19 protein-coding genes are annotated in these 25,012 nt (G+C 43.1%); 3 read left to right on the forward strand and 16 right to left on the reverse strand.

The window, feature by feature from the left end:
* Positions 1-10: 10 nt before the first annotated feature.
* The 3 genes from DF216_RS05120 to DF216_RS05130 form a co-directional block, all read right to left on the reverse strand.
* Entirely contained in the window at positions 11-1,879 is a 1,869-nt protein-coding gene (locus DF216_RS05120) for a P-loop NTPase fold protein (protein WP_129326180.1), read from the reverse strand.
* 113 nt (positions 1,880-1,992) lie between these two features.
* Positions 1,993-2,754 (reverse strand): DUF6261 family protein, encoded by a 762-nt coding sequence (locus DF216_RS10825; protein WP_061454293.1) that lies wholly within the window; start codon positions 2,752-2,754, stop codon positions 1,993-1,995.
* A 446-nt stretch (positions 2,755-3,200) separates the two neighbouring features.
* On the reverse strand, positions 3,201-5,834 hold the full coding sequence (locus DF216_RS05130; protein WP_129326181.1) for a DEAD/DEAH box helicase family protein: 2,634 nt from the start codon (positions 5,832-5,834) through the stop codon (positions 3,201-3,203).
* A 132-nt stretch (positions 5,835-5,966) separates the two neighbouring features.
* On the opposite strand from DF216_RS05130, the gene DF216_RS05135 reads away from it, so the two are divergent.
* Positions 5,967-6,584, forward strand: a complete 618-nt coding sequence (locus tag DF216_RS05135; protein ID WP_000076176.1) for a TVP38/TMEM64 family protein — start codon at positions 5,967-5,969, stop codon at positions 6,582-6,584.
* Positions 6,585-6,862: 278 nt separating this feature from the next.
* Here the strand turns inward: DF216_RS05135 and scrK are convergent, their stop codons facing one another.
* Complete coding sequence (scrK, locus tag DF216_RS05140) at positions 6,863-7,750, reverse strand: fructokinase ScrK (RefSeq protein ID WP_000164292.1); 888 nt, start codon at positions 7,748-7,750, stop codon at positions 6,863-6,865.
* A gap of 158 nt (positions 7,751-7,908) precedes the next feature.
* Positions 7,909-9,795: a sucrose-specific PTS transporter subunit IIBC gene (locus DF216_RS05145; RefSeq protein ID WP_044021230.1), complete on the reverse strand. Its 1,887-nt coding sequence runs from the start codon at positions 9,793-9,795 to the stop codon at positions 7,909-7,911.
* A 380-nt stretch (positions 9,796-10,175) separates the two neighbouring features.
* Between DF216_RS05145 and DF216_RS05150 the strand changes: the two genes are divergently transcribed.
* Complete coding sequence (locus DF216_RS05150; protein WP_044021231.1) at positions 10,176-11,630, forward strand: sucrose-6-phosphate hydrolase; 1,455 nt, start codon at positions 10,176-10,178, stop codon at positions 11,628-11,630.
* A complete protein-coding gene (locus tag DF216_RS05155) occupies positions 11,611-12,576 on the forward strand; it encodes a LacI family DNA-binding transcriptional regulator (RefSeq protein ID WP_049484301.1) in 966 nt (321 codons plus the stop codon). The genes DF216_RS05150 and DF216_RS05155 overlap by 20 nt, the downstream gene beginning before the upstream one ends.
* Positions 12,577-12,726: 150 nt before the next feature.
* On the opposite strand, the gene DF216_RS05160 is transcribed toward DF216_RS05155, so the two are convergent.
* From DF216_RS05160 to gmk, 11 genes are all read right to left on the reverse strand, one after another.
* Positions 12,727-14,001, reverse strand: coding sequence for a hydroxymethylglutaryl-CoA reductase, degradative (locus DF216_RS05160; RefSeq protein ID WP_129326182.1), 1,275 nt, complete (start codon positions 13,999-14,001; stop codon positions 12,727-12,729).
* Complete coding sequence (locus DF216_RS05165) at positions 14,001-15,173, reverse strand: hydroxymethylglutaryl-CoA synthase (protein WP_129326183.1); 1,173 nt, start codon at positions 15,171-15,173, stop codon at positions 14,001-14,003. The genes DF216_RS05160 and DF216_RS05165 overlap by 1 nt, the downstream gene beginning before the upstream one ends.
* A 118-nt stretch (positions 15,174-15,291) precedes the next feature.
* On the reverse strand, positions 15,292-15,747 hold the full coding sequence (locus tag DF216_RS05170; RefSeq protein ID WP_125827576.1) for a threonine/serine exporter family protein: 456 nt from the start codon (positions 15,745-15,747) through the stop codon (positions 15,292-15,294).
* A 1-nt stretch (position 15,748) separates the two neighbouring features.
* Positions 15,749-16,507, reverse strand: a complete 759-nt coding sequence (locus DF216_RS05175) for a threonine/serine exporter family protein (RefSeq protein ID WP_125827577.1) — start codon at positions 16,505-16,507, stop codon at positions 15,749-15,751.
* 88 nt (positions 16,508-16,595) lie between these two features.
* Positions 16,596-18,488 carry a Stk1 family PASTA domain-containing Ser/Thr kinase gene (gene pknB / locus DF216_RS05180; protein ID WP_129326184.1) on the reverse strand — a complete coding sequence of 631 codons (1,893 nt, stop codon included), beginning with the start codon at positions 18,486-18,488 and terminating at the stop codon, positions 16,596-16,598.
* Positions 18,485-19,225, reverse strand: a complete 741-nt coding sequence (locus DF216_RS05185; RefSeq protein ID WP_125827579.1) for a Stp1/IreP family PP2C-type Ser/Thr phosphatase — start codon at positions 19,223-19,225, stop codon at positions 18,485-18,487. Before DF216_RS05185 ends, pknB begins: the two co-directional genes overlap by 4 nt.
* Positions 19,226-19,240: 15 nt before the next feature.
* Complete coding sequence (gene rsmB, locus DF216_RS05190) at positions 19,241-20,554, reverse strand: 16S rRNA (cytosine(967)-C(5))-methyltransferase RsmB (protein WP_164979005.1); 1,314 nt, start codon at positions 20,552-20,554, stop codon at positions 19,241-19,243.
* The gene (gene fmt, locus DF216_RS05195) at positions 20,547-21,482 is read right to left on the reverse strand and encodes a methionyl-tRNA formyltransferase (protein WP_129326186.1); all 936 of its coding nucleotides are present in this window, start codon (positions 21,480-21,482) and stop codon (positions 20,547-20,549) included. Before fmt ends, rsmB begins: the two co-directional genes overlap by 8 nt.
* A gap of 12 nt (positions 21,483-21,494) precedes the next feature.
* A complete protein-coding gene (locus DF216_RS05200) occupies positions 21,495-23,891 on the reverse strand; it encodes a primosomal protein N' (protein ID WP_129326187.1) in 2,397 nt (798 codons plus the stop codon).
* A 65-nt stretch (positions 23,892-23,956) separates the two neighbouring features.
* Positions 23,957-24,271: a DNA-directed RNA polymerase subunit omega gene (gene rpoZ / locus DF216_RS05205; RefSeq protein ID WP_002875802.1), complete on the reverse strand. Its 315-nt coding sequence runs from the start codon at positions 24,269-24,271 to the stop codon at positions 23,957-23,959.
* 24 nt (positions 24,272-24,295) lie between these two features.
* On the reverse strand, positions 24,296-24,922 hold the full coding sequence (gene gmk, locus DF216_RS05210) for a guanylate kinase (protein WP_000775041.1): 627 nt from the start codon (positions 24,920-24,922) through the stop codon (positions 24,296-24,298).
* Positions 24,923-25,012: the final 90 nt, after the last annotated feature.

The following is a 25,012-nucleotide window of genomic DNA, read 5'->3' on the forward strand; positions in this document are numbered from 1 at the left end:
TTTTAAAATCCTAATCTCTACGTCTATGTTCTCCATCTATTTTTTCTACAAACGTAAATCCTTTTGATTTCAGCTGCTCAAGTTTCGGACGAATCTTTTCAATAACATCCTCCATATAATTCTCCAATTTATGTGGAGGTTCAAATTCATATCTAGCAACCCAAAGAATATAGGTCTTATTTGATGAAACAATATCAAAATCAAAATAATTATCATCACTAGAAAGAATGCTTTGAAATTTCCAAAATGACAAAAATTCCTTATCTCCAAAACTATCTATTGCATGCCATATACTACTATCCCAAGTCTTAAATTGCCCAAATTTATTAACCGCACTTAGATAGGTCAATAGGAAGAAATCTTTCCGATTTAGCTTGGCAAAATTTTCATTATTAATCTCTAATTTTGTATAGTGAAGTCCCAAATCATGGAAGCTAAGTACTCTATGCTTTTCCATAAAATAAATGATTTCAGACTGGTCTAAACCTTCTTTTCTAAGAATAGTTTCCCAAAAATTTACAATCCTAGCTATTGTTTCCTTGCTTAAAGGAGTATTTCTCTCATATCTAGGGATTTCTTCATTCAATTTTTCTTCAACAATATAGTCCATTGCAGAGCTATTATAAGATTTCAGAGATTCCTGTATAGTAATACGTAGTAGTTTAGCTTTCTGAATTTCAGAAAAAGATTTATATTCGCTTGAGAGATATTGATAAAAATCTTTGTTATAGTTTGCCCCTCTTAGTTCTCTGGATAATTCATTACTGTCTGTTTCAAGTAATGTATTAAATTCCTCTTTTGTATGATTTAGAGGTTCTTCATAGAGAAAATAGGCTGGTTTATTCTTTTTATAGTTCGGTGGATATTGGTTATGGTCTGATTGCTGAATGTCAGATAATATTTCCTGTATGCTTCGTCCAAACTTGAAAATCTCTGTAAAACTTGTTTCTTCATCATCCTTAACTTTTATTTCTTCGTTCTTTAATAGTTGTTTATATAATTCAGGATAAAAAAGATAAGCATAGATAATCCAAAGTTGCTGTTCTTCTTGAACATGTTCAAACTTCTCCCTTGAAAAGAATTCTTGATTGACATAGTCATTAAAATGATTACGATCTCGCAAGTTTCTGTTTTCAAAGCTAAACCTTCTCCAAAAATCATCTGACAAACTCGTATTGAGTTTTTTACTTAACAACTCAAAATAATCTTGCCAAATATTTGATGGGTGAAGAACAAATGGTAGCTCTATCCTTCTATCAATTATTTTAGAAAGAAAATTATTGTCGTTAAGATGCACTTTCTCAATATCTCCAACAAAAACAATTGGAATCTTGCCATTAAGCAAGCTAAAAATTTTATAACTCTCCTCTTGTTGTTTGTTAGACATTCGATCAAAATCATCAATAACTAATACTTTCCGAGATAATGACAGACATTTAGAAGTTAGTAAACAACTGTAAAAACCATCTGATTTGATTTTAAAAAATTGATAGATTGCTACTAATAAAACAATACTCCCAATAATTAATTTAACACAAAAAGATTCAAAAAAAGAACTTAAACCCAAATCAACTACATTAGTCATTAAGATAGAAACTGCGACACATAAAACTATGAAAATCCTTAAAAAGCTATATACAAACGGGTGTAATTTTGAAAAAACAATTTCAATCGTTGAGCGGTTATCGCTTAATCTCCAAAAGTCTATCGTAACTAATTTTTTATTAGTATTCTTACCAACTTCAACTAGAAATTCTGTTTTTCCAGAACCCCAGTTCCCATTTAAGAAATAATTTTTATTTTCTTCAAGTAATTTAGCAACATTTTTAGCTGCTACTGAAGTATCAATGTGCTTTAATGTAATAAATCTATCATCCATAGTATTTCTTTCTAAAAAACAAAATATTTCATAGCGCCTACTTTTATAAAAATTATATCACGAATCCACCAAAAAACGCCTTTAGATAATAATATATCTAAAGACGTTTGTTTTTATCCTGCTACTTGTGTAGTTTCTTCTACTTTAACTTTCTTATCCTTCTTACCTGAACCAGTCAATCGTCGTTTACTATCTCGGATTGTATTGAGGTCTTTAAGGAGTTTGGTTAGGTGTTCCTTTTCAGGATAGGCTTCTGCACTGGCTGCGGTATAGCGCATAAAGAGGTCGTAGATACTAGTTAATTCGGTACGGACTTGTCTGGTCTTGCCAACTTCCTTGGCAGACTTATGCGCACGCGCCTGACTTTCCACCTGATCATAGTCTTCCTGCGCACTGATCACTGCCGTCAGCATAGGTGTCAGTCCTAGACTGGTCACTGCTGTCTGGTAGGGTTCTTCGCTTAGAGTTTTGAGCAGACTCTTGATTTCTGCCGTTTCCACATCATTGCTATGCTTGGTGATATCCTTGTACTTTGCAAAGACTGGTTTCAAGGTCTCATGGGCTTCTTTGAGTTTGGTCTCCTTGATCTTAGCAAATCCTCGATGAAGAGTAAAGAGACCGACTAGGGCACTATCACGATTGCGATCGACTTCGGTCAGGTTCGTCGCCTCTTTCTTTTCTACAATAGCTAGTTTGCCTTGAAAGTCTGCTAGCTTGCTCTTGAAGGAATCGAGATGCCTGCCATACATAGGCTCGTCCTTATGTGTCTTGGCAAAGACTTCTAGTAGTTGACCCGTATCTACCATGAGACTTTCAAACTCACGGTTGGTAAAATTGGTGTAGCTTAGCGGGCGGATGGTAAATGTTTTTATCATATTGATAACCTTTCTATTTCCATTAAATAAGGAATTCTTTCTTTAAGTTGACAAATCCATTCTAACAGTTACTTTAAAAGATTTGTCCCACTTCCGCTCAACTGTCTACTTTATCATCCCAACAGCACTTTTTCAGTATATTTCTTACTTTTACAGGATAAATCAATCATTTCAGAAACAGAAAATCCCTATCTGACTGGACACACATCCCATCTATCAGATAGAGACTCTTATTATTTTTAGATTTTAACTTTTCTAGCTTTAGAATACATATAAACTTTAGGAAAGACGGCTATTCGAAAGTTCGAAGACCTCAAAACTTTCTCATATAGACTATTCGAAGCTTAGAATACTCATAAATTTATGTATTTCTTATCATTCGAAGATTAGAATACATCTAAACTTTAGGAGGTCTATGTCTTCGAAACTTCGAATAGCTACCTCCCCTACTCCAACCGGCTTTTAACCTTCTTCTTAGTCAAGATACGGTCGTTTTTGTTAGAGAGAGCTTGGATACGAGCTTCAAGAAGGATTTTCCGTCCAGCCTCTGTCCGTGTGTAGACGAGGTGATAACGTCCAATAGTTGGCATCAGAAAGTCAAGGAATTTCTGTGCTTCTTCCTTACGCTTGTCAAAAAGACTAGGAACAGCATAGTAAGGTGACTGGCCTTCTCGGACTTTCTCCGCCTTCAAGAGATAGCGCTGGTTGTCCACTGGAGCAAAGAACTCTCCCACAGTCTGAGCAAACAACTCCTTGTCTCTCATGCTTCCTCCCTTGAGATAGGCAAAAATCATATAATTTTCCTTATCCTCCTCTACCCGAACACAGGATTGATCGTCCGTTAGGTGCCCCAAATCTAGCAGAGCCTTTCGGATCTGCTCACCCAGAGACTGCAATCGTTTATAGGGACTCTTATAGCAGAGGTAACGCCAAGATGCAAAGGCAAAAAAGAGGAGACAGGCTGCCGTAAGCCACCAAACACCGATCAGTCTCATTCTAAATAGCAAAACCAACAAATCCACTGCTAACAAGAGCAATGACATGCGGACCCATTTTAATGCATCAAGCAAGAGCATGACTGGGATTTTCTTTTTGGGGGTTGCGACTTCTGTAACTATCTCGAACTGATCCGCTACGACAAGAGCTTCCTGCCATTTTTTTCTCAAGTCTGCTCGATCCTTGGAGAGACTCTTAACTCGCTCATTGTACTCACTAATTTGCTTTTTCTTAAAAGGGGGCTTTGGAAAATCCAAGCGATCCAAACCGGTCTCAATACTCTCCTGATTATAAGCCAATCCAAGAAAATGCTCCATCCGTCTCGACAAGGTCTGCAGATCTTGATTGCTCTCTGGTCTAGGCTCCTCACCAGGAAGAGTGATAAGTGCTTGCGCTTGAACGGCTACCAGATGCCAGATGTTACTGGTCTTTTCTGCATGTCCCGGCCAGATACGAATGGCACGCCCGCGCATCTGGTTACTCAGCATAAAGCTCCCCACAAAGCTTCCGAGGATTAGGGAATTAACACAAGGAGCATCCCAACCCTCTCCGAGGAGAGATTTGGTTCCGACTAGGACTTGAATCCGCCCTCGTTGAAAAAGCTCCGTCACTGTCGCTACGATTCCCTTAGCTGAGCTTGGAAAACCAACCTGCACATAATCTTTTTGATCTAAGTGACCAATAGATGAGAAACTAAGAGGAACCTGAGGCAAGAGCTCCTTCAACTCTGATGCCACATCGGTAGGCAAAATAATGACACTACCTGACAAGACAGCCAAAGACACCAGTATCTCTTGCTCCTGAGCTTTTCGACGAATGCTTTCAAAATAAGGGAGAACCCCCAACTGAGAAATGGTCGCCTGATCATCTCCCAGATAAGTAGCAAAATCCTTGCGAATATAGTCAGCTAGTACTAACTGTCTCAGTTCCTGACCTAGACTTTCATACTCTGTCCAGAAGATATCGGCGATGGCAGACAATTTCCCCAGAGATTGAGTTAAAAGCTGATCAGAAGCCTTAGACTTAACCAGATAAACCTGACGTTTTTCCACCAACCCGCGCGCCTTCAAGTCAGCCTCTAACTTTTTCCTATATCCATCTAGATCCTCATACCAATCTGGTGTCTGATAGAGCATGCTCTGCAATAGTATCTCCAACCAGTAGGAGGTCAACGGTGGAAGCTTCTGAGTCCCCAGTAAATTTTGCAAAGAGGAAGGAATCGTTAATCCCTGAGAATGCATATAAATCAACATAGCGGACAAATACTTGGGATCTTCTAAGAGAAAATCAGATGAAATATCCCCTTTGAGGACCTTAGAACCTACTACAAATGTTTGAAAATCAGGATCAACTATAAGGTGATGAATATAGTCCCACTTAGTCTCCTCAAACCGCTTGAGACGTTCCGACTCTTCAGCTGTTGGTGAACACACATAGACAAAATCCTGATGAGGGCAAAGAGTGTCTTCCTTGACTAGTTCGGGTACCGTGATTTCTTGATCGATCTCCCCGCACATTCGGATATAGCGTTCCCAGAGTTCTGGCTCGCTGTCATATGGTGGTGTGGCTGTCAGGGAGATGACTTGCAGCTGTTCATACTGCTTGCGAAAGGCTTCCAGACTTTTCCACCATTCATTGCGCAGATGGTGGCATTCATCCAAGCAAAGAGTCGCAACTTTCTGAGCTCTTAGACTTGCAAGCAAATCAAACCCCACGAAATCCTCTGCTTCACCATCTTCTTGTGATTGTAATTGGTTTATGGCACTATGAAAAGCCTGATAGGTCACAATCGTTAGGGGCCTCATCTCCTTTAAGTTTTGGGAAACGAGGTCTGAAATCTTCTGTTCGTTCTCTAAAAAGGCTGTTTGAATCCTCTCCACCCATTGTTCACGAATGGTGACAGTCGGAACTAAGATGAGGGCTGGGTTGCCAAAACGAGCGATTAGCTCGATACCAATGGTGGTCTTTCCAGACCCTGGGGCAGCCACTAGATGAACATGACCGTCTGCTTGATAGTCCTGAAAACGATCCAAGACCTGTTTTTGATATTGGCGCCAGCTTCCTTTAAAGTTTAAATCTAACATGATACCCCTCATTCTATACCGTCACTTTCTTATTCTCATTTTACCATACTTATTTCACCAGTCAGATAATCCAGATAGTTTTTCTTCCCAAAATATGATATAGTAGTATCATACTATCTATGAGGAGTTTACATGTCACAGGATAAGCAAATGAAAGCTGTTTCTCCCCTTCTACAGCAAGTCATCAATATCTCATCTATCGTCGGGGGAGTCGGCACCTTGATTTTCTGTATTTGGGCCTATCAAGCAGGTGTTTTACAGTCCAAGGAAACCCTATCAGCCTTTATCCAGCAAGCTGGGGTTTGGGGGCCACCACTCTTTATCTTTTTACAGATCCTACAAACCGTCGTTCCGATCATTCCGGGAGCTTTGACCTCAGTGGCTGGGGTCTTTATTTACGGCCACATCATCGGAACCATCTATAACTATATCGGCATCGTGATTGGCTGTGCCATTATCTTTTACCTGGTGCGTCTCTATGGAGCTGCCTTTGTCCAGTCCGTCGTCAGCAAGCGCACCTATGACAAGTATATCGGTTGGCTAGATAAGGGCAATCGTTTCGAGCGGTTCTTTATCTTTATGATGATCTGGCCTGTCAGTCCAGCTGACTTTCTCTGTATGCTGGCTGCCCTGACCAAGATGACCTTCAAGCGCTATATGATTATCATCATTCTGACCAAGCCCTTTACCCTAGTGGTTTATACTTATGGTTTGACCTATATTATTGATTTCTTCTGGCAGATGTTTTGATAATAGAAAATAGCCTGATACTAAATATACTTTGGTATGGAAATCATGCCAACTTTTCGATAGTGAATCGAGGACTAACCTAGCCTTTCCGCCGTGATAAAAACACCTGAAATCTCATGGTTTCAGGTGTTGGGAAACTTTGAGACAGTAGGCTCAAAGTTTCGATATGGAATTTCGAAGAAAGTCGCTACCGTCCATAATCACTTAAGGAAAGGCTCAAAAAAATTGTCTTCAAACAAAACATCCGTTTGGTTGCCCAAGCGGATATTTTCTTTGTTTTATTTTGCGACACTCTTAGCAAGGACAAAGTTCCCAAGTGTGGCAGAACCATTGCCTGCGACTGCTGGAGTCACGATATAGTCACGCACGTCTGGTACTGGTAGGTAACCATTTAGAAGAGCAGTGAATTTCTCACGTACACGGTCCAGCATGTGTTGTTGGGCCATAACCCCACCACCAAAGACGATGACGTCTGGGCGGAAAGTCACAGTAGCATTGACCGCAGCCTGAGCGATATAGTAGGCTTGAACATCCCAGACAGAGCTGTTGAGTTCGATGTTTTCGCCACGAACACCTGTACGAGCTTCTAGACTTGGTCCAGCCGCAAAGCCTTCCAAACAGCCCTTGTGGAAAGGGCAAACACCGTTAAATTCTTTTTCTACATCCATTGGGTGTTTAGCCACATAGTAGTGACCCATCTCAGGGTGACCGACACCACCGATAAACTCACCACGTTGGATAACACCTGCACCGATCCCTGTACCGATCGTGTAGTAAACCAAGTTTTCGATACGGCCACCAGCATTGTTACGGGCAACGACTTCACCATAGGCAGAGCTATTTACGTCTGTGGTGAAATACATGGGTACGTTGAGGGCACGACGGAGAGCCCCAAGTAGGTCTACATTTGCCCAGTGAGGTTTTGGAGTCGTTGTGATAAAGCCATAGGTTTTTGAGTTTTTGTCGATATCGATCGGACCAAATGAACCGACAGCAAGACCAGCAAGATTATCGAATTTTGAAAAGAACTCGATGGTTTTATCGATAGTCTCGATAGGAGTTGTTGTTGGAAATTGTGTTTTTTCCACAACATTAAAGTTTTCATCACCGACAGCACAGACAAACTTTGTACCGCCCGCTTCTAAGCTTCCATATAATTTTGTCATGATAAACCTCTTATCTTTGTTTTCTCTATTATAGCACATTTTAAAGGGCTAGATTTCTCAATATTTTAGATTTTCCTCTGTAAATCTTACCATCCAAGTAAAAACGAACAAACATAATATTTGTTCGTTTTATTTTTAAATCTGATTTTCGAAGAGGACTAGGCTTTCACTTCGATGATAGCGTCACCCTTGACAACTGAACCGCTTGCGACTGGTGTCACAGAAGCGTAGTCTGCTGTGTTGGTTACGATAACCATTGTTGTGTCGTCAAGACCTGCAGCAGCGATTTTGTTTGAGTCAAAGGTTCCGAGAACATCACCAGCTTTGACCTTGTCGCCTTGAGCAACTTTTTGTTCAAAGCCTTCACCGTTCATAGTCACCGTGTCGATACCAACGTGGATCAAGATTTCAGCTCCGTTTGCTGTCTTCAAACCGTAAGCATGTCCTGTAGCAAAGGCGATTGATACTTCTGCATCAGCTGGTGCGTAAACCACGCCTTGGCTTGGTTTCACTGCAATCCCTTGTCCCATTGCACCACTTGAAAAGACTGGGTCATCAACATTCTCAAGGGCAACTACGTCCCCAACGATTGGAGTTTGGATTGTTTCATTTTGAGGAGCTACTGGAATGTTACCAGTTGTTTCTTCTTGAACCAAACGTTCTGTCGCTACTTCACTAGCAACTTCTTCTTCGTCCTCGTAACCAAACATGTAAGTAAGTGCAAAACCAAGAACGAATGATACAGCTACCATAAGGATGTATTGGAATAATTGACCGTTACCAATGTACAACATTGTACCAGGGATGATGGTGATACCATTACCAGTACCAGCAAGACCAAGGATTGAAGCCAGTCCACCACCGATAGCACCAGCAATCAATGAAAGGAAGAATGGTTTACGGAAACGCAAGTTCACCCCGAAGATAGCAGGCTCTGTAATACCGAGGAAGGCAGAAAGAGCAGCTGGGAAAGCAAGTGTTTTCAGTTTAGGATTCTTCGTTTTAACACCAACGGCAACAGTTGCAGCCCCTTGAGCTGTCATAGCTGCAGTGATAATGGCGTTGAATGGGTTGGCATGATCGGCAGCAAGCAATTGCACTTCAAGCAAGTTGAAGATGTGGTGTACACCTGATACGACAATCAATTGGTGAACCCCACCAATCAAGAAACCACCAAGACCAAATGGCAAGCCAAGAATCGCTTTTGTACCGATAAGGATGTAGTTCTCAACAACATGGAAGACTGGTCCGATGACAAAGAGTCCAAGGATAGACATCACCAAAAGTGTCACGAATGGCGTCACCAAGAGATCCAAGACATCTGGAACAACCTTACGAACTGCTTTTTCAAACTTAGCTCCGACAACCCCGATGATGAAGGCTGGAAGAACTGAACCTTGCAAACCTACAACTGGGATAAATCCGAAGAACTGCATTGCAGTTACTTCACCACCAGACGCAACAGCCCAGGCATTTGGAAGTGAATCAGAAACGAGCATCATACCAAGAACGATACCAACAGCTGGGTTACCACCGAATACACGGAAAGTTGACCAAACAACCAAACCTGGCAAGATAATAAAGGCAGTGTCTGTCAAGATCTGAGTATAAGTTGTCACATCTTCTGGAAGTGTCATTCCAAGAGCAGTCAAGAGACCACGCACACCCATGAAGAGACCAGTTGCTACGATAACTGGAATGATTGGAACGAAGACGTCACCGAAAGTACGGATGGCACGTTGGAACCAATTTCCTTGTTTTGCAGCTTCTGCTTTCATATCTTCTTTAGAAGATGTTGGCAACCCAAGAGCTACGACTTCATCGTACATCTTGTTTACTGTACCAGTACCAAAGATGATTTGGTATTGACCTGAGTTAAAGAAAGCACCTTGAACTTTTTCCAAGTTCTCGATAGCATCTTTGTTAATTTTCGCTTCATCTTTAACCATCACACGGAGGCGAGTCGCACAGTGCGCAACACTGTTAACGTTCTCACGTCCACCTAAGGCTTCGATGACTTTTTTTGCAATTTCTGTATTGGTCATTTGCAAAAATCTCCTTATAAAAAAATTTGTTCTTATTTGAAAGCGATTTTACTCGCCCTACGAGTATTATTTTATCATCTTTCAAAAATATGTCAAGCGTTTTGCAGAAATTTTTAAACCCTTTCTTTTTTCTCTGATTATTTTTGCTCGTTTTTGAGGGAAATTCTCTTTTTCCTCAAAAAAATATCTTTATACTTGAGGAATAAAGGTTTTTATTTACATTTTCTTTCATATTTTCGTGAAAATTTGCCAGATTTCCTTTACTTGATTTTTGGCAATCGTTTGACATATTTTTCTCTTTTTTAACATAAAAGGCTTGCTTTTTTTGCCGAAAACGTTTACTATTAATAATAGAATAGAACTTATGGAGGAAAGATAAAATGGAATGGACAACTGAGCGTCGTTACAGACGCTACGAAGACTGGACAAATGATGAAGTCAAGCAAATCAAGGAAAAGATGGCACAATCTCCTTGGCATACTCGTTACCATGTTGAGCCTAAAATGGGGCTTCTCAATGATCCAAATGGCTTTTCTTATTTTGATGGCAAATGGATTCTCTTTTACCAGAACTTCCCCTTTGGTGCAGCCCATGGGTTGAAGTCTTGGGTGCAGCTTGAAAGTGATGATTTGGTGCACTTTACAGAAACTGGAGTCAAAGTTTTGCCAGATACTCCATTTGATAGCCACGGTGCCTACTCTGGTTCTGCCATGCAGTTTGGCGATCAGTTGTTCCTATTCTATACAGGAAATGTCCGTGATGAAAACTGGATCCGTCACCCATACCAGATTGGCGCTTTGATGGACAAGGATGGCAAGATTACAAAGATTGACAAGATCTTGATTGACCAGCCAGCAGACTCTACTGACCACTTCCGTGACCCACAAATTTTCAACTTTAAGGGACAATATTATGCTATCGTCGGTGGACAGGACTTAGAGAAAAAAGGCTTCGTCCGTCTCTACAAGGCTGTGGACAATGATTACACAAACTGGCAAGCAGTTGGCGACCTTGACTTTGCTAATGACCGCACTGCCTACATGATGGAATGTCCAAATCTAGTCTTTGTAGGGGAGCACCCTGTCCTTCTCTACTGTCCACAAGGATTGGATAAGGGTGTTCTAGACTATGATAATATCTATCCAAACATGTACAAAATCGGTGCTTCCTTTGATCCTGAAAATGCCGAAATGGTAGATGTGTCTCCATTGCAAAATCTAGACTATGGCTTTGAAGCCTATGCAACTCAAGCATTCAACGCTCCAGATGGACGTGCACTAGCAGTAAGTTGGCTTGGGTTACCAGATGTTTCTTACCCATCTGACCGTTTTGACCACCAAGGAACCTTCTCATTGGTCAAAGAACTCACTATCAAAGATGGCAAACTCTACCAATATCCTGTCGCAGCCGTCAAAGAACTTCGTGCTTCTGAAGAGGTCTTCTCAAATCGTACTCAAACCAATAACACCTATGAACTCGAGCTCAACTTGGAGGCCAATAGCCAAAGCGAGATTGTCTTACTTGCTGATAAAGAAGGCAAGGGGCTTTCAATCAACTTTGACCTTGTCAATGGACAGGTGACAGTGGATCGTAGTCAGGCTGGTGAACAGTACGCCCAAGAATTTGGTACGACTCGTTCTTGCCCTATCGATAACCAAGCTACTACTGCCACTATCTTCATCGACAAGTCAGTCTTTGAAATTTTCATCAATAAAGGAGAAAAAGTATTTTCTGGTCGTGTCTTCCCACATGCAGACCAAAATGGTATCCTGATCAAGTCTGGAAACCCAACTGGAACTTACTATGAATTAGATTATGGTCGCAAAACTAACTGATGTCGCAAAACTTGCAGGCGTCAGCCCCACTACCGTCTCACGGGTCATCAATAAAAAGGGTTATCTATCTGAGAAAACCATCCAAAAGGTTAATGAAGCCATGCGAGAATTGGGCTACAAACCCAACAATCTGGCTCGAAGCCTCCAAGGAAAATCTGCCAAGTTGATTGGACTTATTTTTCCAAACATCAGTCATGTCTTTTATGCGGAGTTGATTGACAAGTTGGAACACCAACTCTTCAAGAATGGCTACAAGACCATCATCTGTAACAGCGAACATGACTCTGAAAAAGAACGGGAGTACATTGAAATGCTGGAGGCCAACCAGGTCGATGGTATCATTTCTGGAAGTCACAACTTGGGAATCGAAGACTACAATCGTGTGACAGCACCGATCATTTCCTTTGACCGAAACTTGTCTCCAGACATCCCTGTCGTCTCCTCTGATAACTACGGTGGCGGGGTCCTCGCAGCCCAAACCTTGGTCAAGACAGGCGCTCGGTCTATCATCATGATTACAGGAAATGACAATTCCAACTCACCGACTGGACTGCGCCATGCTGGATTTGCCTCTGTACTCCCAAAAGCGCCTATTATCAATGTTTCGAGTGACTTTTCTCCCGTCCGAAAAGAAATGGAAATCAAGAATATCTTGACCCATCAGAAACCAGATGCGATTTTTGCTTCGGATGATTTGACAGCTATTCTAGTGATCAAAATCGCTCAAGAGCTGGGAATTTCTGTTCCTGATGAGCTCAAGGTCATCGGCTATGATGGAACTTACTTTATCGAGAACTACTATCCTCACCTGACAACGATTAAGCAACCTATGAAAGAGATTGCCCAACTCACTGTCGATCTCCTCTTGCAGAAGATTGAAGGCAAGGAAGTAGCGACAACTGGTTACTTCTTACCCGTCACCCTATTACCAGGAAAAAGTATTTAATACTCTTCGAAAATCTCTTTAAACCATGTCAGCTTCCATCTGCAACCTCAAAACAGTGTTTTGAGCAGCCTGCGGCTAGTTTCCTAGTTTGCTTTTGGATTTTCATTGAGTATAAACACAAGAAAACTCAGACGAATTCGTCTGAGTTTTTTATGATCGTAAACTTTTCAGATAGCGCTGGGCTGTCTCTAAGTTAAAGGTTTTATCTGCGATGAGGCGCTCAACGAGGGGAGCTACCTCGGACTCACTAGCACCTGCTAGGAGAGCTAAGGATTTGGCCTGTAATTTCATGTGGCCTTGCTGGATGCCCGTACTGACCAAGGCTTTGAGGGCCGCAAAGTTTTGGGCAAGACCGATGGACACGATAATCTGAGCTAATTCCTTAGCTGAAGGATTTCCCAGTAGTTCATGACTGAGGGCTACACGTGGGTTGAGTCCGATTGAGCCACCCTTGGTCGCTACCGGCATGGGTAGTGTCATCTCACCGACCAATTCTTCTCTTTCCATGTCCAGCGTCCATTGACTGAGACCTTGATAGCGTCCATCTCGACTGGCAAAGGCATGGGCCCCAGCTTCGATGGCACGCCAGTCATTACCCGTGGCGATTAAAATGGCATCGATACCGTTAAAAATCCCTTTATTATGAGTAGCTGCTCGGTAAGGATCAGCCTGCGCAAGCTGGCTAGCCAAGGCTATTTTCTCCGCAATTTCTCGTCCTTGGTCCCTTTGGGGACTCAAGTAGCGAAAGGCGATACGACAACTTGCAGTCACCAGAGAATCGGTTGCGTAGTTGGACAAAATTCCCATGAGACTCTGTCCTTGACTGAGTTCTTCTAAGACTGCCTTCAAGGCTTCCAGCATGGTGTTGAGCATATTGGCTCCCATAGCTTCCTGGGTATCGACATGGAGATAGACAACGAGAAAGTCTGTTTCACCTTTGATCTGCTCTACATGCAAATCACGCGCCCCGCCACCACGTTTGACGATAGAAGGATAGGCTTGATTGGCAAGTTCCAAGAGCTCCGCTTTCTTGTTGGCAATCTTCTCTTGCGCTTTTTCAGGTTCAGCAACTTGATAAAGGGCTACCTGACCAATCATCTGGCGCTCATGTACTTGAGCAGTAAAGCCACCTGCTCGCTTGATGATTTTACTAGCATAGCTAGCCGCAGCAACCACAGACGGTTCTTCTGTCACATAGGGAACTGTGTAGCCCTGACCATTCACCACAAGCTCTGGAATGATCGAATAAGGCAGAGAAAAAGTTCCCACTACATTCTCACTCAGCTGGTCTGCAACTGCCAAACTGACCTGTTCATCCTGCTCCAGACTGGTTTGCTTTTCAGGACTAAGGAGCGCCTGAGCTCGCAACAACTCCAGGCGCTCTTGGTATGATTTTTTAGAAAATCCATTCCAACTTATCTTCATTATTTTTCAACCTTGCTATAACGGCGTTGGTGGTCGACAATTTCAACCAAGGCATAGTCTTGATGTTCATAAGCTGCAAATTGGGCTGAACCAGATTCATCCAACTGCACCTCTTCGAAGAAGACTTTTTCATAGTCTGCAACAGACAATGCTGTACGTTGTTTGAGTTTGCTCAAGCGATCCTTATCAAGGTAAGCCTCATAGCCTTCGACCAATTCACCACTAAAGAACTCTGAAACAGCTCCACTTCCGTAACTGTAGAGGGCAATTTTATCGCCAGCCTTCAAATTATCTGCATTTTCCAAAAGGGAGAGGAGTCCGAGGAAGAGGGAACCTGTATAGATATTCCCAATCATCTGACTGTAGAGAATTGATTTGTCAAAGTTTTCTTGCAAACTATCCTGTTTTTCTTGAGATAGAGTCTTGTCCATCATCTTGCGCAAGCCTTTTAGGGCCAGCTTAGGATAAGGTAAGTGGAAACAGATGGCTGCAAAATCACCTATGGTCCAATCGTAGCGCTTCTTGTATTCATCCCAAGTCGTCGTGAGACTATCCAGATACTGCTGGGTTGAATAAACACCATTGACATAAGGAGTCGTTGAGTAGTTTGGTCGCCAGAAATCCATGATGTCACGAGTTTGAGCAACATTATCATTGTTAAAGGCCATAATGCGCGGATTTTTTGTGATTAGCATCGCTACACTTCCAACTCCCTGGGTGGGCTCACCCGGAGTCCCCACACCATACTTGGCAATATCACTGGCAATGACTAGGACTTTTGATTCTGGAGAATTTTCCACATGTAACTTGGCATAATGGAGGGCAGCTGTTGCTCCATAGCAGGCTTCCTTGATTTCAAAGCTACGGGCGAAAGGCTGGATACCTAATAGACCATGAACAAAGACCGCTGCCGCCTTACTCTGGTCAATTCCTGACTCAGTCGCAACAATGACCATGTCGATTTCTTCTTTTTCTTTATCTGTGAGGATAGAGTTGCTGGCACTAGCAGCCAAGGTAACAATATCCTCAGTCAGTGGTGCAATGCTAATTTCATTTAACAAGAGTCCCTTGCTAAATTTTTCGGGGTCAACTCCCCTTGCTTCTGCTAGGTCTTGTAATTTCAAGACATATTGACTGGTTGCAAAACCAATCTTATCAATACCGATTGTCATATTTACCTCTGTATTTTCATTCATTGTAAAAAATCGTTTCATTCTATTTTATCACAAATAAGGGTAAAAGAGAGAAAAAAGACTTGATTCACCAAATCAAGCCTTTTCTTTGACAGCCTTAGGAGGAGATTCCTCTCTGTTTTCGAATGTAGTAATAAATCTTTAAAATCACAGTTCCACTAGCCATCCCGATAGAAATGACCAGAGCCAACATAACCACCAAAGTCGCACTGGCAAGGGCATGACTGTAATCGCCTGTCACAAAGAAAGCAGTCGTTCGATAGGATAGATAACCCGGCACCAAGGGGGCAAGAATGGCCAAGACAAAGACCACCGCTGGTGTCTTATAGACAATACTTAAAATCTGGCTGATGCAAGAGCCAATTACTGCTGCGATAAAGGTCGCGATAATAACATTGGTTGGTTCTTTGAGCACGAGATAGAGGAGCCAAACGCCCATTCCCAAAATACCACCAGGTAGGAGCATGGAGCGTTGAACATTCAGTACAATTAAAAAGGTGATAATGGCGAGCAAACTCGCAACTGCTTGGAGTAAAATACTTGTTAGAGTCATCTTATGTCATCAAAACCAGGGCGACAGAGGTGCCAGCCCCTAAAGCGAGGGTAATGAGCAAAGATTCAAACATCTTGCTCATACCAGAGTTGATATGGTTGGTCATGATATCCCGTACCGCATTTGTCAGAGCAATCCCTGGAACAAAGGGCATGACCGCTCCTGCTATGATCAGGTCTGCTGTCGAAGGAAAGCCTGTATAGCGGGCCCAGAACTGGGCGATCAATCCGAAAACAAAGGCACCCGCAAAGGCCGTTACAAAAGGAATGCGGACAAACTTCTCTACATAAAGAGAGAAGGCAAATCCAAATAAGGTCGCAATAGCTGCGCCAAAAGCGTCATAGACATTGCCCCCAAACATAATCGAGAAGAAAGGGGCACTGAGAGTCGCTGCTACAGTCACTTGGAACTTGGTATAAGGAAGGGCTTGATTGCCGATTTCTTTGAGCTTTTTAAAGGCTGTCGAGAGATCAATCTGGCCACCCACAAGCTCCCGTGATACTTGGTTGACATCACAAACTTTTTCGATGTTATAGGAGGATGACGTCACTCGTTTCATCCGAGAAATATTGGTGTTTTCAATCGAAAAGAAAATAGCCGCGGGCATGGCAAGTACATTGCAATCCATAATTCCTTGTGAATGGGCAATACGGATCATGGTATCCTCAACCCGATGAATCTCTGAGCCACTTTTCAAAAGAATGGTTCCAGCTAACATAATCACATCAATGATGGCATTTAACTCTCTCGATTCGTCCATTTTCTCCTCCTTTTTTCTACTCCCTATATTTTATCACAAAATCTTGTGATAAAAAAATCTTTGTCATGAAATCATGACAAAGATTCATCTAGTCTTGTGTTGGAACTTGTGTTCTCTCTCCACTTGATGGATTAGTGGACGGGTTATTACCTTGATGGTTTCCCTGTGTTGGTGTTGTATCTGTTCCTTGATTCTCACGTTGGGATGAACTTGATGATGAGGATGATGAAGGAGCTGGTTTCGGTTTATAAATCGAAATCTTAATACGTGTTTTATTAAGATCCACCTTTTCACCAGGTTTAGGATCCTGACTAACAACTGTTCCTGCAGTAGTTCCTTCAGGAGCAGTCGATACTTCCACAACTTCGATATTAGCTTCTTTTACACCAACAATTTGAATCAAATTGTTCTTAGTAAATTCGAGACTTGATCCAATATAACTTGGCATCGAAACGCTGGTCACTTTCTTAGCAACCGTCAAAACAATACTGGTTGCCTTGGTCAAATCATAAGTACTTCCTGCAGCTGGTGTTTGCCTTAAAACAGTTCCCTCTTCGCCCTCGCTAGATTCCTCTTCCTCAATCTTGATGAGATTTTCCGGAACCTTTTTCTCTTTGAGTTCTGCAATAACATCCGAGGACTTACGTCCCACATAGTTACTCAGCTGGAAGGATTGCTTGCCTGATGAAACGATTAGATTTACCTTGCTTCCCTCTTTTCGGCCACTTCCAGCTTCTGGATCTGTTCGAATGACTCGGCCTTCAGCCACCGTCTCACTGGCCTCTGATTTTTCCTCGCCTACTTCAAAATTGGACTTTTTAAGGGTTTCTTTGGCCTCTGCAACGGTTTGTCCAGCCACGTCAGGAATGGCAATCGTTGCCGGAGTTTTAGAAAAAATCCAAATGAGAGAAGCTGCAACTAACAATAGACTAGCTAGTATAATCATATAGCGAGCCTTAAACTTCCGTTTTTTAGCTGGCTTTTGTACAGACGCCTGATTTGAAATTTCTTGAGTTGGTTTTCTTACTGATGGGCGTTCTTCTTGCACCTGAGTTTTAGGGATAGAAGTTAGAGTGCTTTGCGAAACCTTTGGCAAGGTTTTGGTATCCGCCTTATTGGCATCATCAAAGACCAGTTTAGGTTCATTTCGACGATTATAGGACAAGCTAGTTGACAAGTCCACATACATTTCTGAAACCGACTGATAGCGATCCGATAGCTTCTTAGCGGTTGCCTTGATAACGACATTTTCTAAAGCCTGAGGTACAGATGGATTTTCAGCAATGACTGATGGTAGTGGTTTTTGAAAATGCTGGAGAGCAATCGTAACCGCACTATCCCCATCGTAAGGGATATGACCAGTCAGCATTTCATAGAAAATAATCCCCATGGCATAGATATCACTCTGGAAAGTCGCTTTTGAGCCACGCGCTTGCTCAGGTGACAGGTAATGAACAGATCCTAGCATAGAATTGGTCTGAGTCAGACTGGTCTCTGCAAAGGCTACTGCAATCCCAAAGTCCGTGACCTTGGCAGTACCATCTGGGGTCAAAAGGATATTTTGAGGTTTCAAATCTCTGTGAACGATTCCGCGAGCATGTGCTAAACGCATAGCCAAGAGAATCTGTCCCATAATACGAACTGCTTCCTCATTTGAAAGAGGGTAATTTTCTTTGATATATCGTTTAAGGTCAAGGCCAGCCACATACTCCATCGCTAGGTATTGTTGACCGTCTTCTTCACCGATATCTGTTATCCGAACGATATGAGGATGGTCTAGATCTGCCATAGCTCTCGCTTCTCTCTGAAAGCGCGCTACAGCTATTGGGTCAGTTTGGTAGTTGGTCCTCAGGACCTTGACAGCTACCTCTTCCCCATCCAAGATCAAATCCTTGGCCAAATAGACATCTGCCATGCCTCCTCGACCAATCTGTTTTAGAATCCGATACCGTCCGGCAAAAATTTTGCCGATTTGGATCATTCTATAGCCTCCTCGTTCATGTAAACAAGGGCAACTGTAATATTGTCTAAACCACCTGCATTGTTGGCAAAACGAATTAAGGTTGCCACCTTGTCTTCCAAGGAAATATCACTGGTTACAATATCGTAAATCTCACTACCTGAAATCATATTGGTCAAACCATCACTATTGAGCAAGAGATAGTCTCCCGGCTCTAGGCTAACCATACCAAAATCTGGTTGAATTTCATCTTTTTGTCCGATAGATTGAGTAATGATATTTTTCTGTGGGTGTGTTTCAGCTTCTTCTGGGGTCAATTGGCCAGCTTTCAACAAAGCATTAACCAAGGAATGATCACTCGTCAACTGATGATACTCTTCACCACGAATCAAACCAATACGAGAATCTCCGATGTGAGCATAGATGGCCTGATTTCCAATAATGGCTACTGCTTCAAGGGTTGTCCCCATTCCTTTATAAGCCTCATCGCGACCAAGTTGATGAATTTTTTGATTTTCAGTTTCTAGGTAGTGGGCAAACCATTCACGAACTTCATTGACCGTGTCAATTTGGGTATCAACCCAAGCCACGCCTAGGTCTGTTACCGCCATCTCACTAGCGATATTTCCTGCCCGGTGCCCTCCCATCCCGTCAGCCAAGATGATCATGGTGCGTCCTGCTCGGTTGACAAAGTGATTGACATAGTCTTGGTTATTTGTTCGTTTCTGACCAACATCTGTTAATAATGCTATTTCCATTGTGTCAGTTCCTTCCTAATCTGATATCTTGCGGAGTTGGCTGATAAAGAATCCATCACTTCCGTATAGTTCAGGAGTGATCAAGATACAGCCGTCCTTCAAAATATCCTTGCATTCATGTTCTAGTTTAACCTGCTCGAACTCAGGATGACTTTCTAAAAATGCCTCAACGACGTGAAAGTTCTCCTCTGAGACGATAGTGCAGGTACTATACGTTATTATACCACCTTTTCGTAAGGTTTGACAAACACTACCTAGTATTTCTAGCTGAATTTGCTGTAATGATGCGAAATCCGCCGTTTCTTTATTGTATTTGATATCTGGTTTGCGGCGCAAAAGACCAATTCCAGAACAAGGAGCATCTACTAAAATCTTGTCAAAGGAGTCCCGACCGAAGAACTCATAAACTTTTCTGGCGTCCAATTTTTGCGTTTGTACTCGATCTGCCACACCCAGACGTTGGGCATTTTCTTGGATCAAGTCCAACTTGTGATCGTAAAGGTCTAAAGCTGTAACCTTACCGGATGTGAGGTAAGAAGCCATATGGGCTGTTTTCCCACCAGGAGCGGCACAGGCATCAAGCACCTGCTCATCACCTTTTAGACGAAGGGTTGGAGCAACCAATTGACTAGACTCATCTTGGATGGTAATGGCCCCTTCTGCGAACAAATCATGTCCTGCAAAGTGGCCTTGCTCCTTGACCAGACCAGTGGCTGCCAAAGGGGAATCAGCCGCCTCTAACAAAGCTTTGATTTCCTCTTTTCGGCTCAAGTCGGTCACCCGAATACTGGCCTTGTTTCGCACCAAGAGACTTTCAAAGATGGCTTGCGCTCGCTCTTCACCGTATTCTTCCTTGAGCTTAGACACTAGCCAAACTGGGAGAGAATAGGCAATGGAATCACGCTTATTTTTGCGTTTGATAGTTGCAATGTCTGGCCAGCCTTCTCGCAAAATACGGCGCAGGACGGCGTTGACCAATTTTTCACTGCCTTTTTTACGGAATTTAGCTATTTCCACCGCTTCATTGACTACAGCGTGATTAGGAATCTTATCCAGATACCGAAGTTGGTAGGTGCTCAGAAGGAGCAGGATATAGAGCCAATTATCTAGCTTATCTCGGTCTTCGATAAAGTGGGACAGATACCATTCTAAGGTGAGTTTGCGGGCTACCGTTCCGTAGACAATCTCTGTCACCAAACCCTTGTCTGCTGCTGAGAGTTGACTCCCCTTGAGGTGTCTGTTTAAAGCGATATTTGAGTATGCTTGGTTAACCAAAACATCCTCTAGCACTGCTAGAGCTAGACTTCTAGCTGTTTCTACTTTAGTCACCAAATCGTTCTCCTACAGTCAATGTCCGTCCAACTCCGTTGAGGAAGGAAGCAATGTCCATCTTAGGCTTACCTGCTGGCTGCACATGCTTGAGAGATAGAGCCCCTTCGGCCGTTGCAACGATCAATTCCTTCTTACCAATAGAGAGGATCTCACCTGGATTTCCCTGACCTTCTACTGGTAGGGCTTCATAGATCTTAAAGCGGTCGCCTTTGAGAAAAGTATGGGCAACAGGCCAAGGATTCATCCCACGGATTTGGTTGAAGAGTTGACGATTGGTTTTAGTCCAATCCAGTTTCTCTTCCTCTGGCTTGATATTTGGCGAGAAAGTGACCTGACTAGGATCTTGTGGTTCAGGTTGGATTTCTCCTGCTAGGTAGCCAGGTAGCGTATCCAAAAGCAAGTCACGACCAACAATCGCCAATTTCTCAAACAAGGTTCCAACGTTGTCCTCATCTGTGATAGGAATACTGCGACGAGAAATCATATCTCCTGCATCCATTTCCTTAACCATCTCCATAATGGTCACACCAGCTTCCTCATCCCCTTGAATCAAGGCATAATGAATGGGGGCGCCACCACGGTGTTTTGGAAGAAGGGAAGCGTGAACGTTGACCGCAAAATCCATGCTATCAAGGAGTTTACTTGGGAGAAATTGTCCAAAAGCAGCGGTCACAATCGCATCCGCCCCTAGATTCATAATAGCTTCCATCTCTGGACTTCCAGATAATTTTTCAGGCTGGTAGATAGGAAGGCCTGCTTCTTTGGCTGCTTGCTTGACTGGGGTTTCTTGGATCACTTTTTTTCGGCCGACAGCGCGGTCTGGCTGGGTCACAACAGCTAGGATCTCGTAACGGTCGTCTGATAACAAACCCTTCAAAACTGTCGCTGAAAAATCAGGTGTCCCCATAAAGATTAGTTTTGTCATTTCTTCTCCTTCTTATAAAAATTGTTGCGGTTCATGGTCAATACTAAGACGAAGCTCGCTCTTTTCCCGTTCTTGAGTCAAGGCCAAGACCTGATTGAGGGTTGGACCCAGCTCATCTTCTAAACGGTATTTAATCAAAATCTGGTAATGATAAAGGTTGTGGGTGCGGGCAATGGGTTTTGGTGTCGGTCCAAGGATTTTACTAGTTTCCGATAAACCTGAGCGCAAAATTCCCATGACTTCATAGGCACGTTTGACAACCTCTTCTTCTTTCTTATGAGAGAGGGTAATCCCAATCGTGAAATAATAAGGTGGATAGCCGAGTTGGCGCCTGATACTCATTTCATAGGCATAAAAACCTTCATAGTCCTGATCTTTTGCAAAACGAATGGCATAGTGTTCCGGATTGTAAGACTGAATCAAGACCTGCCCAGACTTTTCCGCACGACCTGCCCGACCAGCCACCTGAGTTAAGAGTTGGAAGGTTCTCTCAGAAGAACGGAAATCAGGTAAATTCAAGGCCGTATCCGCATTGAGCACTCCGACTAGGGTCACATTGGGAAAATCCAAGCCCTTAGCAATCATCTGAGTTCCCAGCAAGATATCCGCTTCCCCTCGCCCAAACTGGTCAAGAAGAACTTGATGACTACCTTTTCTACGGGTCGTATCCACATCCATCCGCAGAATGCGGGCCTGAGGAAAGAGCTCTGCTAGCTCATCGTAGGCTTTCTGAGTCCCCGTCCCATAGTAACGAATACTGCGACTCTGACAGTTGGGACAGACATGAGGAATTCCCTTAGAAAAGCCACAGTAATGGCAGTTCATGGTCTTAGTATCCATGTGGAGAGTCAAAGAAATATCACAGTTGGGACAAGTATCCACCGTCCCACACTCCCGACACATAACAAAGCTAGAATAGCCACGGCGATTGAGCATGAGGACTACCTGTTCTTTTTTATCTAGGCGGTCTTGGATAGCTTCTAGCAAAGGAGGGGTAAAGTTTGATGTGTCATTTTGTCCGATAAAGTCCCGAAAGTCAATCACTTGAACCTCAGGTATCCTTGCTAAGGGATTCGCCCTCTGTGTCAAGATCAAATGTTGATAGACTCCTTTTCCAGCACGCGCACGGCTTTCTAAGCTCGGTGTCGCCGAGCCAAGGACTAGGGCCGCTTGATTGTACTGGGCCCGTAGAATAGCGACCTCTCTAGCATGGTAACGTGGATTGCTGTCTTGCTTGTAACTAGCTTCATGTTCTTCATCGATAATCATGACACCTAGATTCTTCAACGGAGCAAAGATGGCTGATCTGGCGCCAACCACAACTTGAGCATCTCCACGCTCGACCTTGCGCCATTCATCGTACTTTTCACCATTAGATAAACCAGAGTGAAGGATGGCTACTTTCTCGCCGAAACGAGCAATAAAACGCTCTGTCATCTGAGGTGTCAGAGAAATCTCAGGTACCAGCAAAATGGCTGTCTTGCCCTTGTCCAAGGCTCCTTGGATAATCTGCAAGTAAACCTCGGTCTTCCCACTTCCTGTAATCCCTTGAAGGAGGAAGGGAGGTTGCTGACTGCCAATAGCACTGATAACCGCATCACGCGCCTGTCTTTGCTCTGGGTTCAGCTCCAAAGGTGTGCTTGCTTCAATGCCTTCGAAATAAGCAGATGAACGTTGCACTTCCTTTTGAACTAGGGTTAGAGCTCCTTGTTCCACAAAAAAGTTGACTTGGTCTCTCGAATAGGACTCTAACAAACTAGCAAGAGGAGCACTTTCCGCATGAGCAAGCAAATAGTCTCTTAGCTCTGCCTTTTTCTTAGCACGCGCAGAAATCTCAATTCCTTCTAATCGCTCGACATGGACCTCATACCAAGACTGGGTCTTGACCTTCTTCTGATCGACTGCCTGGTATTCTAAGCGGAGCAACCCTTTTCTGGTCAAGCGCATCATTTCTGCCTGTTTGGCTAAATCTAGAGAAGAAAAGGCTAGCGAATCTTCTGAACCAAACAAGCGCTCTTTGTCTTGCCGACTCAAACCTTCCAGAGGATAGAGAATCTTATCATAACTGGAATTTAAAAATCCCGGTAGCATGGCTTTTAGGATGGAGATTTTGTAAGAAAAGACGGACTTTCGTAGCTCCTCAGCTAGCCAGAGTTGCTCTTGAGTCAAGACAGGAGAAAAGTCTAGCACCTCTGCAATCTCTTTCAAGTCCTGATCAGCCACTTCTTCATCCGACTGGGACTCCAAACCCAACACAATCCCTTGTATCAAACGATTGCCTTTGCCGAAGGGGACATGAACCCGCATACCGACTTCTAGCATCTCTACAAATTCCTCAGGGACCTTGTAGCTGTAGGGCTGGTCCGTCTGCATCAGGGGAACATCCACTATAATTTTTGCGATCGCCATCTTCTCACCTCCTTCTTGTCACTACATTCTTGTAATAGAAAAAATAAGATTGAGTCCCCCCAACCTTAAATTTTTTCACCATCTTCTTTTTCTTTAGCGATTTGCTCTTTGATTTTCTTTTCTTCTTCTTCTCTGCGGCGTTTTTCTTCTTCGATACGGAGACGAACCGCTTCACGTTTTCCTTCTGGATCTGGGTGAATGGTTACATTTCCAGACTCGATTTCTTCTAAAGCGCGAAGAGTTGATTTTTCAGACTTAAACTCTTGAGTTGCTGGCGCACCTGCTTCTAGTTCATGGGCACGTTTTGCTTCCAAGATTACGAGTGAATATTTTGATGGTACCTTGTCAAGCAAGGTATCGATAGAGGGTTTTAACATCATTTGCTTGTACCTGTTTCCTATAATTTATCGAGTAGTTGGAGATTTTGGCAACATCTCCTGGTAGTGACCAATGACACGGTCCACACGGAAGTGTTCTGCTTCGATCACACGCTTGACACGCTCAGCAGCTAGGGGCACCTGATCGTTGACAATGGCATAATCATACTCACGCATGAGAGCAATTTCTTCCTTGGCTTTTTCGATTCGTTGGGCAATCACTTCAGCGCTATCAGTACCACGACCTACCAAACGATCTTGCAATTCATCTAAATCTGGTGGCGTTAGAAAGATAAAGACAGCATCTGGAACCTTTTTCTTAACCTGAAGGGCTCCTTGGACTTCAATCTCAAGAAAGACATCGATTCCCTTATCCAGAGTTTCATTGACATAGGTCAGAGGAGTTCCATAGTAGTTACCGACATATTCTGCATATTCCAACATCTGACCTTGACGGATCAGCTCTTCAAACTCTTCACGAGTACGGAAGAAATAGTCCACCCCGTCCACTTCACCAGGACGTTGCGCACGCGTCGTCATCGATACAGAGTATTGAAATTGATTCTCAGAACTCTCAAAAATCTCTCTTCTAACCGTTCCTTTCCCAACTCCTGAAGGACCAGAAAAAACGATTAGCAAGCCTCGGTCTGCCATTATGTCTCCTTTAGTTAGTCTGTGAAATAAAGTGAAATTTCTCTCGGATACTGATGATAATGTCAGTTATCCTTCTACAGTCTTTCTATC

Source organism: Streptococcus oralis (genome assembly GCF_004127215.1).
Taxonomy (GTDB): domain Bacteria; phylum Bacillota; class Bacilli; order Lactobacillales; family Streptococcaceae; genus Streptococcus; species Streptococcus oralis_BD.